The 12,285-nt window shown below is 42.5% G+C and carries 8 protein-coding genes and 1 tRNA gene; all 9 read right to left on the bottom strand.

The features are described from left to right. Positions 1 to 158: 158 nt before the first annotated feature. Complete coding sequence (locus ACW6PM_RS08980; RefSeq protein ID WP_456056933.1) at positions 159 to 740, bottom strand: nucleotidyl transferase AbiEii/AbiGii toxin family protein; 582 nt, start codon at positions 738 to 740, stop codon at positions 159 to 161. Positions 741 to 748: 8 nt separating this feature from the next. Beyond that, positions 749 to 1,513, bottom strand: coding sequence for a type IV toxin-antitoxin system AbiEi family antitoxin domain-containing protein (locus ACW6PM_RS08975; RefSeq protein ID WP_456056932.1), 765 nt, complete (start codon positions 1,511 to 1,513; stop codon positions 749 to 751). A gap of 231 nt (positions 1,514 to 1,744) precedes the next feature. Further along, on the bottom strand, positions 1,745 to 3,475 hold the full coding sequence (locus tag ACW6PM_RS08970) for a MutS-related protein (protein WP_456056931.1): 1,731 nt from the start codon (positions 3,473 to 3,475) through the stop codon (positions 1,745 to 1,747). Positions 3,476 to 3,879: 404 nt separating this feature from the next. After that, positions 3,880 to 3,964 (bottom strand) — tRNA-Leu (locus tag ACW6PM_RS08965). 118 nt (positions 3,965 to 4,082) lie between these two features. Beyond that, positions 4,083 to 6,029, bottom strand: a complete 1,947-nt coding sequence (locus tag ACW6PM_RS08960; RefSeq protein WP_456056930.1) for a diguanylate cyclase — start codon at positions 6,027 to 6,029, stop codon at positions 4,083 to 4,085. 15 nt (positions 6,030 to 6,044) lie between these two features. Further along, positions 6,045 to 8,627, bottom strand: coding sequence for an EAL domain-containing protein (locus ACW6PM_RS08955; protein ID WP_456056929.1), 2,583 nt, complete (start codon positions 8,625 to 8,627; stop codon positions 6,045 to 6,047). 26 nt (positions 8,628 to 8,653) lie between these two features. Then, the gene (locus ACW6PM_RS08950) at positions 8,654 to 10,117 is read right to left on the bottom strand and encodes a TRM11 family SAM-dependent methyltransferase (RefSeq protein WP_456056928.1); all 1,464 of its coding nucleotides are present in this window, start codon (positions 10,115 to 10,117) and stop codon (positions 8,654 to 8,656) included. Positions 10,118 to 10,149: 32 nt separating this feature from the next. Beyond that, on the bottom strand, positions 10,150 to 10,896 hold the full coding sequence (locus ACW6PM_RS08945; RefSeq protein WP_456056927.1) for a peptidoglycan recognition protein family protein: 747 nt from the start codon (positions 10,894 to 10,896) through the stop codon (positions 10,150 to 10,152). A gap of 210 nt (positions 10,897 to 11,106) precedes the next feature. Next, a complete protein-coding gene (locus tag ACW6PM_RS08940) occupies positions 11,107 to 12,207 on the bottom strand; it encodes a branched-chain amino acid aminotransferase (RefSeq protein ID WP_308669184.1) in 1,101 nt (366 codons plus the stop codon). Positions 12,208 to 12,285: the final 78 nt, after the last annotated feature.

The raw sequence follows: 12,285 nt of genomic DNA, 5'->3' as shown, positions 1-12,285 counted from the left end.
TAACAGTTCAGCAAAATCTTTTGGCTTATAATTTGTGATATTTGATGTATTCATAATAATTTACTCCTTTGAGTATATTTAAACACATTTAATCACATTTGACAATATATTCAATTACTTATTTTCTTCTCCTTCTTTGAGCTACCTTTCTCCAAAGGCTACTTATCTTCTTCCTTGCCCCTGCACTTCCATAATGCCATTGGATGCTTTGCCACATTCCTAAGCTCTTTACTATCCCCGAACACCAATTCAGGATAATAATTTCCTTCCGAAAAAGCCTTCCAGAATAATTCTTCCTCCTTTGTTGGTAACAAAATGGATGCAAGATATTCCCTTACTTCCCTTTGTGCAAATTCCAAGTTAAACCTTTCTCCCTTACGAAGCACCGGGTCCAGCGCTCTCTTAATCTGCTGAAATGAAACTTTCCCAATATTATCAAGCTCAAATTTTTCTGGCGGCTGTGCTGCTCCAATTGCACTATAGAAGACAGCACATTTCCGAAGCATCGTTTCCTCACTTTCATCGAATAGTCCAAATTTAACCATGTTATGCATGTCATATAAATCTCGTGGAACCGTTCTTGTAAGTAATGCTATCATTTTTGAAGCAAATATCTCCAATGGTGCTACAGAGAGCACGGTAAGTTTTTCCTCATTCCATAAACTGCAACACATCTGCCAGACGACATACCTTTTCCAATGTATCTCTTTGAAACCCCAGTTCTTTAGCCATTCTACCAAGAGTTAGCCTATCCCATTGCATCATAATCATCAACCCCCTTATCTATCAGTCCTTTTAGCGAAGCTGGTACATAAAGCTTCCATCTTTTATGAAATACATTATCCTGCGAGTCCTTCATCAGATAACGTTTTGCATCAGAGGAACCATTCTCACACGCCATAAAAAAATTTGCTGAAAAATGAAATTCTTCCTGCATTTCTTCAAAAAGGTATCCACATTTCTGATACAAAAAACCATTATTGCTTCTTGCCAGACATTCCAACACTTTCTGCTCATTCAGTCCCGGTATCAACATCATACAGCGTATCACTTCTTCAAGACCTGCTATCTTTTCAAAATCACGGATACTGTCTACAACAGTCTGTTCCACGGATGTCACCCATATATTTCCCTGTTGCACTACTTCCATATCTGGCTTACGCTCTACGCGACGATACATCACCCCATCATACTCAAAATCGTGAAATCGTTTGTCCGTTGCAACATAACACTCATAAAACACCTGACTTCCATAGCCATATACTTCAAATGCACTGTGATGGGTAATGCAAGCATCCGGGAACAGATTAGAACCTATCTGATAACGGGATAACACAGGCTGTTTCGTTTCCACGCTGATTACCACATAAAAATCTCTTTTCACCTTTTCTATCAGCCCTTTTTTCTGATATTCGTAGATTACCTGATTCGCTACGGTTGCTGTTCCAACAAGCTCTGTCAACTGTTCTCTTGAAAAATACCCCCTTGCAAGCAGCTTTTCATAATGCTTCATCACGCATCATCTCCTATTGTTTTAAAATTAACACAATATATTATTTATTCTTAATACTTTATGCGTTTTTCAAAATTATTTATTTTGATTTTATCACATAATATTAGAAATATCAAATACATTGTGCGTTTTTTAAAATTTCTTGCCGAAATCCTAATTGTATAGACAAGGGCATATTTTCCCATATAAACCATCATACTTTTAGCCTTCACATAGCAAACATCTGTTTTCTTATTTCACCAGCATCTCATAAGTAACCCCGTACTTCTGTGCAATCTCGCTTGCATATGATTTTCCCTCCGGAGGCGCCACTTCAATCTGATAGGAGCGCTCTGTACCCTTCATGTGCACGATCATGGAAAACGCTTTTCCCTCTGTGTGCTCTGCCTTCTCCTGTTCTTCATTCATTTCATCCACATCAAATGCCAGCTTATGCATATGTGTATTATAAATGGTCCGCATTCCCTTATGTAAAATTGCCCGGACACTGTCCTTTGCAATGTAGTAGCCCTCTTCAAACGAAGTGGTAGAAAAGGATTCATTCATCAAAAGCAGACTCCTGTCATCTGCCTCCTCATAGATTGCCTTAAAACGCTTACATTCTTCCCCAAGCCTTCCTAAATCCAATGTCTTGTCCTCATCTGCCGGGAAATGTGTGTAAATACCGGTAACAGGGGAAAATGCAAATGCCTTTCCCGGAATATATATGCCTCCCTGTGCCAACACAAACAACTGCCCAACAGCCTGTGTAATTGTGGTCTTTCCACCTCGGTTGGCACCTGTTAAGATATACACTCTCCTATCCCGGTCAAAATCCATGTCATTTTGTACAATGTTCCCGGACTCCTCTGTCTCAAAAACAGCAAGCTTTAAATTGTAGATTCCACGCGCCTGCATCATATACGGATCAGATGCATTTTCTCCCTCTTTATATACAGAAGCTTTTGCAAAGGTAAAGCCCTTTTCCTGCAATTTCTGGATGTACTCCGCCCATTTGATATAGTAGAGCAGCTCCGGAATCAAATCTGTCATGTCGGTAATGGTAATGGAAACATATTTGTTCAATACCTCCCTGACTCTTTTCACCATATGGGAAATCATATGATTGACGATTCGGTCTGTATAACGAGTCACATCCTTTGCCTGATCTCCCTCCGGAAGCTTCACAATGCCACCCCGGCTTTCTGACTGTATAACGGCTGTATCCATTACTTTTTTCATCGTAGTGTTATTCAGCGCATCTGCATTCACATCAAATGGCTGAAATTTGAAATTCTTTTTCCATATGGTATCCTCATTGATCCGATCCTTTGATGCAATATGGTCATAAAAATTGCCCAGGATTCCGGACCTGGTAAAATATTTGCTGTTTACAGATATCAGACCGATTCCGTCCGCTTCAAAGCGGTCATTTAAGTTAATGCCTACCGTAATGCTCTTAAGCTGTGAGGTGTCCATTTTCAGTTCTGAGATATCTTTTTTCAGTTCTGCAAATCCGTTGTCCGCATAGATTTTCTCCACATAGGCTTTTAACCCCAGAAAGCCTGCGGAATGAATGTCCGAAGCTGCCAGACAGGTGTGCAGTGCATCCACGCACTTGATATAATCATTAAGCTCGTCCAGCCGATGCAAAAGATCCCAGATGCAGACGCTCTCATCATATTCCCGGTTAAAGCTGCCGTACTCCCTCAAAAAGCTGATGCGCTCGAGTATTTCCATAAGGTCATCACGCATTTTTTTCTGTTGAAGGACATCCTCGAAAATATCGCAGCGGTACTGTGTCACCGCCGGATCTGCATACATACGCGCCATCACGTTTTGGATGTAGTTCTGCTCCCGCTCCTTTGCTGACAGCTTTTTGCAGATTTGATCCATTCCCAGATCATGCATAGTCACATCACTCAAGGTCCGGTATTGTGCATTTGTATCCGGGTATAATAAACTGTATTTTTTCTGGCTCATAAGCTTGTCCTCTCTTTCTTATCTAATATGCAATCTTGAACGAAATCCGTATAATTTAGCTTATCCCATTTTAACGTGGAAGATGGCGTGCGAAGCGGAGACCTTGAACCCATGGGGAGCCTGCTCTACCACGACCGGAGCCTTGCGGAAGATGGGGCGAGTGAGGTCCGGGGGACCTCATGCCACGAGCCGACCAAGCCGGCGGCGAGACCTTGAACCATGGTGTTCCTGCCCAGCGATAACCGAAGTCACGCGGAAGATGGGTTGCAAGACGTCCGGGGGACGTCTGTTCTGCAACGACCGAAGCGAAGCGGAGACCTTGGACCCATGGGGACAAGTCCCGCTTCCGCTTCTAAAATCAAAAAGGGCTAAGCCATAAGGCTTAACCCTTTTTAATTTTATAATGCGGAAGATGGGACTTGAACCCACACGATTGCAATAATCACAAGATCCTTAGTCTTGCTCGTCTGCCAGTTCCGACACTTCCGCAAATATTTGATTTTCTGTCGCTTGTCTCACGCGACTTTGATATAATATCAAATCAAATCAAATATGTCAACACTTATTTTTATTTTTGCAAATATTTTTCAGTTATCGTGCTTTTCAGCTAGTCCAGCCCATCCTTTATCCTATCCTGTATATTGACCAGACACTGTAAGAGAACAGGATTGAACTGTCCGCACTCTCCATCCAGAATCATCTGCATTGCTTTTTCATGTGAAAATGCGCTCTTGTACACACGATCGCTTGTCAGGGCATCATATACATCGGCTACAGATACCACCTGTGCTGAGATTGGTATATCGTCTCCCTTCATGCCATCCGGATATCCGTTACCATCATACCTCTCATGATGCCAGCGGCATATCTGCCAGGCTGTTTTGAGCAGCTTTTCCCCCTTGAAGGCATCCAGGTCATCGAGCATCCTTGCGCCGATCACAGTATGAGTCTTCATCACCTCAAACTCTTCATCGGTAAGCCTGCCCGGCTTATTTAAGATGGCATCGTCTATGCCGATTTTGCCGATATCGTGAAGGGCTGAAGCTGTTGCTATCAGCTCTATATCATCGCCTGTTATGTCGTACCTGTCCGTTATGCCAACCAGCTCCTTTAAAAGCATATCCGTAAGCTTATTAATATGAATAACATGGCTTCCGCTCTCGCCATTTCTGAACTCGACTATATGGCTTAAAATTGAAATCAGGATTTTATTATTGTTCTCACGCCTGTATATCTGGTCGGTCACCATGCGAATCAGCCTGCGCTGCTTGGCATAGAGCTTTATTGTATTTACCACACGCTGATAAACCACTTTTACATCAAAGGGCCTGCTTATATAATCTGACACACCCATCTCATAAGCCTTTCTCACATAGCTCTCTGAATCCTCTCCTGATATCATAATAACAGGGATATCATCAGTCCAGTGCTTCTTGTTCATGTAGTCAAGCACCCCGTATCCATCCATGACCGGCATCACCATATCAAGAAGTACAATTGATATTCCGGTACCATACTCCTTGAGCTTTTCTATACACTCGACACCATTTGCTGCCTCGAGTATTCTAAAGTCGTTTCCGAGCATTTCAGACAAAAGCTCACGATTTACTATGGAATCATCCACTATGAGCACCTGCTGTTTTATCTCGTCAAGCTCCTCCTTTGTAATATCCTCATCGTTTTCAATTATCACAATATTTTTTCGGTTTTTAGCTATATACATAAGTGAATCCGCGCGCAGCACTGCATCCGTCACAGTCTCGTCTTTACAGAGCACACCACCTATGCTGACCTTAAGCTGCAGCTTTGAATACTCAGGAATGACTGTCTTGTTTATCGCATCCTGCATATCCATCAGCTTTTTGCGAAACTCATCCTCTGTCACATCGTATATGATGATAAGGAACTCATCACCACCATAACGGATTGCCAGGTCGCTCTTTCTGATACAGCTCTTTATCGTATCAACACAAGCACACAACGCCATATCACCTGCTATATGCCCCAGTGAATCGTTGTACAGCTTAAAATCATCAACATCGAGCATAGCGACACCGGCATTTATCTTGCTGTTTTTGACATTTTCCTCATAGAAACGCCTGTTGTAAACACCTGTCAGCGCATCACTGTAAAGCTTTTCCTTATAGCTTACTATCTTTGATTCAAGCTTTTTGCGGACCTCTTCATCCTTCAGTGCCCCGCCATCCATACGGTTAACAAGCTCCATTACATAGTTCTTTCCGTCTATATTGCAGTACCTTGATATGACCTGATATGAATCAGTGCCCGAAAACTCTATCTTGACACGCTGCCTTTTATCTTTTATGGTCTTAGCCGTGATACAGTTTGTGCACTGTTTATTTCTCTTCCAAAATGAATAGCATGGACACGGGTCAATAGGATCCTGATTATCGCTGTTATTCTCCATGCGTGATATGCGCTCTTCATCTATCAGACGCACTATGTCAAAAATCTGGCCATAATCGTCCATTTTTTCTTCTATCTGCTTCATTGTATAGCAGCATGTGCTTTTTTCTATATCTTCTTCGTGCATGTTACACCTTCTTCGTCAGATATATTTCTCCTCGAAGCTTTCTATGCACATCGGCTTGTCGAAGAAATATCCTTGTATGTAATCTATTCCCATCTTCTTAATTATAGCATATTGTCTGTCAGTCTCAACTCCTTCTACGCAGACATGTACTCCTATTGTATTGGCAAGCTCTGTAACCATCTTGACAAATGCATCAGAAAAATCATCCTCCCCAAGATGCTCAATGAAGCATTTATCTATTTTAATGATATCAAGCGGCATCTCCCTGATATGGTTTAAAGATGAATATCCCGTACCAAAATCATCCAGCGCAACCTTCACCCCCAGCGCCCTTATCTCACTGAGTATCCGCTTCATGCGCACCATGTCATTGATTGCCAGGCTCTCTGTCACCTCAAGACACAGATTTCCCGGGTCTATGCCCACCTCGTCAATTACAGTTTTTATTTTCTTTACTATGTCATTCTGCAGCAGCTGCACCACGGACAGATTGACATTTACCTTGTAGTCAGGATGTCCCATGTCATTCCAATACCTGCAGTGCTTTGCCGCCTCTCTTAGCACGTGCTCCCCGATTGGGTTTATAAGCCCCAGATACTCAGCAAGCGGTATAAAGTCAACCGGATTTATAAAGCCCATGGTCGCTGAATTCCATCTGACAAGAGCCTCTGCACCAGCACAGGCATCATCCCCTTTCACGCTTATAATCGGCTGAAAGTACACGGTGAACTCATCGCACTCATTCATTGTGGCTTTTCTCATGTGCTTTTCCAGGTCAAGTCGCTTCGTGCTTGTGCCATCAATACCCTCGTTGTAGAACTCTATACGGTTTTTTCCTTCTTTTTTAGCATTGAAAAGCGCTATATCAGCTCTTCTTATGACATCCTCCACAGTACTTGCATCTGTCGGGAAAAATGCCACGCCTGCACTTATCGTACAGTAATAGTCCTCTCCCTTTAAGAACCACGGTTTGACAAAGATCTGCTGTATATCATTAATGATACTCTCCAGCCTGTCAACCGAGCTGCCTGCCACTATAATTATGAACTCATCGCCACCCATCCTGTAGCAGTGATTCTCAATCCCCTTCACCTGCATCAGGCTGTGTGATATGGCTTTTAAAAGCACATCTCCGTACTGATGTCCAAGCCCGTCATTTATGTGCTTGAAATCATCCAGATCTATATAAATCATCGCACCTCTGGTGTCGTTTTTCACTGAATCATCTATAAACTTAGCCAGATCCTGCTCACATCTCATCCTGTTATACAGTCCTGTCAGGAAATCATTATTGGCCTGATTCTCAATGCGCTGCTGATAACGCTTCTTCTGCGTGATATCGTACAGTGTAACGAGCTGCACCTTGCGCCCATCCACCCACACTATGCCCGTGCGATGAATATCAAACCACTTATCCTCCTCCGTCACATATACCTCTGTAAAGCTCCGGCTATCTGCGGTATGGGAAAAAATATATTTTTCCAACTTATTCTGCTCGATAATATTTGAAAGCAGCTGCTTACAGTAATTATTCATGTAAAGTATCTCTGACTTTGACATATCGACCACGTAGATACCGCAGCCTGAGTTCTCCAGTATCGCTTCAAGCGAAGCATAGGAGCCTGCAAGCGAGTTGGTTGTTATCTTTTTTGTGAGGACACTTTGAATAACGCGCTTCGTATCATTTAAAAACTTCACATCATATTTTCCCCAGCTTCTGCCATCCGCCTCATCAAAAAAGCATACATACATCTGTGTCCTGTTGTCTATATTTACCGGCTGGAATATGGCAGCCTTCATAGCATGCTTCTCCATGAAAAGCCGGAATTTCTCCGGCATCACAGAATCTGATGCTATGATATAAGGCTTTCCTGTGAAAAAAGGCACCTCAGTGATTGATATCGTGTCAAACGGCTTTCTGCCATAGCTTACAATTACATCCAGATGCATGCCGTCCACATTTTTGCGGATGATAAAAGCACCGGTAAGCTTTATGGTAGTAACCGCACTCTCCAGCGCTTTTTGCGCCATATCAGTAAAGCTTCCATCCATCTCAAGCAGCTTTATGACAGAATTGATAGACTCAAGCATATGAAACTGTCTCTTGATTTCCTCATCCGACTTCCTGATAAGCGAAAGTGCCTCATTCGCAGCACTCTCATCTCTCATTGTAATCAAAAGCTGTCTTGTCACAGTCTCCAGAAACTCAATTGTCCTGTCAAAGCGTGCCTCACCGGTGGTGAGTATGCCATCAGGAATCAAAGCCCTCTCATCATCAGACAGCTTCTCATCAATTACTGCAGCTATAATCCAATATATATCAGGTGTATTGTCCACTCTTACAATCAGACCATACAGCCTGAGATAGTCCTTATCGAGCGGTTCATCTATGAGATTCTCAACCCTGCAGTCAGACAGTCTCAAAAGAAGGTTTTCGTATTTGTCTTCACCAATAAGGGCAAGCATACTTTTCCACTCTGCCTTACAGTGACACGCTTCTGTCATGACCCCATCCTTTTTTGTCAGACACAATAAATATATTCCGTTAGCCAGGCAGAAATAATCCTGTATTTTTTGAAAAATCTTGGAATCCGACATATTTTCCTCCTAAAAACTCATACAAATCAATCCTCATATCTGATAACAAACAGATAAAAGCCCTTCTTATCGAGAATACATGTCTCCTGAAGCAGACGGTATTCAACGCGAAGCCTGATTTGTTTCTTTACAAACCCAATCTCATTTGAATACATAACAATAATGCCGCCGGATACCAGATGCTCCGTGGCCTTGTCAAAAAACCTCTCGTAAAAAAGCTCCATCTCATCCTTGGTCTGTCGGTTACGAACCGGCATATCCGTAATCAGCTCATCAAATTTGTAGTCATGCCTAAAATCAAAGAAATCCCTGTGTATAAAATTAATTCTTGTTTTAGCAAGTCCTGCATTCTCTCTGCCCATAGTGATTGCATCACCATAGGTATCTGTAGCATATATCTCGCGTGCCGGGACTAGGTGTGTGCGCTCTATGAGCAGTGTACCTACTCCGCAGAACGGATCCATGATCTGTGCTTCTTCCTTAAGATACGGCTTTGCAAGTGAAACAATAAGTGCCGCTTGTGACGGATGCATCGACGTAGGAAGCGCATTCCTTCTGTATGCAAATCTATTATCCTGTATAGAACATAACCTCATGCAGGCGAAAAAATCGTCATTTTTTGTCTGTATGAGCTTAATCACCACCTCATAATCATTAGGCGAATTAATCATCCTGCCGGCTGAGAGCATATCAATAGCTTTCGCAAGCCTGCTCTGATAGGCCGCATCTGCCGTACTCTCAATACGATAGTAAAACGGACCACCCTCACGGTGCATACGTCTTAATATATCATACATATCTGACTCTGTAAGAATTCCAGCCGCTTCCTGCGCATCCTTTGGCAAAAGCGATGCTGCATGTATGGTGAAGTACATTCTTCTGAATGTGCGCACCTGCATGATAAGAGGTATATTGTCAGTCTTTACAAGCACTCCAAGCGGATGCAGCTTTGTATCCTTAACAGGTATCTGACGTCGTACCACCTCTCTGTGGAGGCGGTTTGTCATAAGAAGCAGCTCCGCCTTCACTCCCTCAAGCACCGGTGTATGGTGCTTTATTCCATTATATTTAATCAGGATTTTATTTATTTCGTTAAATTCTTCCTCAATATGCTTTCTATTTTCAGCTGTGACTGTCATATGCTCAAGCTCTCCTGCCCGCTCCATAAGCTGTGGTATAAGCTCTTTGCAGTCCAGCTGTGACAGTGCCGCCAGATATGAGCCCTTCACAAATCGCATCTGCTCAGCCTCATATGCTTTAAAAACCTCATCAGAAAGCTGTGACATATGAAGATCTCCTATCAGAAGTGCAGCGTTCTTTCTGGTTTTTGCATCCTCTTCTCCCATAAACGATACAAGCAGCTCTTCTTCTCCGGCAAGCAGCTTCAGTGCCTCTGCCAATGCATTTTCATCTTTAATTTCCTGTCTGAGGCTGCTCAGATTCTGACGCACATTCTCTTTTTTCAACAGATTTCCGATAATTTCCTTCATTTTTAAATCATCCTTTAATTTATTATATATTGTCAGGTTTGGCTTGCTTCTTCCTTTGGCACACCATTTTCTTTGATATAGGTATCCAGATCCTTGTGAAACTGCTCCCACGCATCCTCATGCTCCACGAAGTAGAGCGGACACTTCTTGCCTGTCACATCGTAATGTCTTATTACATCATCCGCATTCAGATCATACCGTCCCATAAGCCATGTGGTAAGCTCTATAAGCGACTGATATGTGCTATCGTTGAACTTTCCTGTCTCATCCTCTATACAGCACTCTATTGATATAGTGTCACTGTTTCTGTTATTAGATGCATACGATATCTCATTGCACGGTATGCACTGCACTATCTCACCCTCCAAGCCTATCACAAAGTGTGAGCTTGCCTTGGTCTTTTTGGTCTCTGCAAGTCCATTGAAATAGTCTCTGTTTTGTCTGGCTGATGTACCCGGATTTGCTGTATAATGAACAACTATGCCGTTTACCTTCTCAAGTGCCTTCTGTGGTCTGGAATACGGATTGGGTGTCAGCAGCTGCACATCAAGCTTTGGCTGTATAGGATTGTAAAGAGTAGTCGTAACCTCTGCCTTTACCTCTTCCTGCTTTGCCTTTCTGCCTCTTAGCGCTCCCACTATGATTATCGTTGCAATTATAAGTATTATCATGCCTATCACAACGGCATTGGTAATAAGCTGCTTCCTTCGAACCTGTGCGCGGTGTCTTTTTCTATATGCTTCGCGCTTTCTCTGTCTTATCTTTTCGTACTCGTCCATTTAATTATCCCCGGTTATTTCTTTTGTATGCTTTTATGTAACTATTCCAAGCTTTTATAAACATTTGCATATATACGAGATTATTTTAGCACAAATTGTATTGTTATGCCACATAAAATAATATGTAATATAATACAAAAGCACCAGATATTACGATGTAACATAATACCCGGTGCTTTATTATAAATGTATGTTCTTAATTACACTTAATTAATCACATTTAATCTCGTGAACCCATCCATCCGGTCCGTCAATATGACCCATCTGGATTCCTGTAAGTGTGTCACGAAGCTTCTTTGTAACAGGTCCCATTTCGTCCATGCCGCTTGGGAAGCAGATTTCCTTGCCGTGGTCTACAATCTTTCCTACAGGAGAGATTACTGCTGCTGTTCCACAGAGTCCACACTCAGCAAAATCCTTTACCTCATCAAAGAGTACCTCTCTGTGCTCAACCTTGAGTCCTAAGTACTTCTCTGCAACTACCATCAGTGAACGGCGTGTGATTGATGGGAGAATACTGTCTGACTTAGGTGTAACAAATGTGCCATCCTTTGTGATGAAGATGAAGTTTGCTCCACCTGTCTCCTCTACCTTTGTACGTGTTGCAGGATCGAGGTACATATTCTCTGCAAAGCCCTGTTCATGTGCATCTACAATGGCATGGAGGCTCATTGCATAGTTGAGTCCTGCCTTGATATGACCTGTTCCGTGAGGTGCTGCTCTATCAAAGTCTGACACACGGATCGTGATTGGCTTTGCGCCGCCCTTGAAGTATGGTCCAACAGGTGTTACAAGGATTCTGAACTGATACTCGTCAGCAGGCTTTACACCGATTACTGCGTTTGTTCCCATAATGTATGGTCTGATATAGAGTGTAGCGCCTGAGCCGTATGGTGGAACCCATGCTGCATTTGCTCTTACTACTTCCTCAACTGCCTTTACAAATCTATCCTCCGGGAATACAGGCATCTCAAGTCTCTCACATGAATCCTTAAGACGCTGTGCGTTTAAGTCAGGTCTGAAGCAGACAATTCTGCCATCCTCTGTTGTATAAGCCTTAAGACCCTCGAAGCATGTCTGTGCATACTGGAATACTCCCGCACACTCATTAAGTGTCACTGTATGATCCTTTGTGAGCTGTCCATCGTCCCACTTTCCATCTTTATAATTAGAAACATAGCTGTAATCTGTTTCCTGGTAGCCAAAACTAAGGTTTGACCAATCGATATCCTTCTTTTCCATCTTTATATCCTCCGTTTCTTTACGGATCCGATATAACCTAGCGTTATCATATATCGGGTCTACTATCATTTATGCTCATTCTAGTACAATAGTAAAAAAATGTCTAGTACTATTTTTTTATAATAACCATAACCTAAGTTTCTACAT

The sequence above is a fragment of the Agathobacter sp. genome (assembly GCF_977054825.1).
This window is presented reverse-complemented; position numbering and strand designations above follow the sequence as displayed.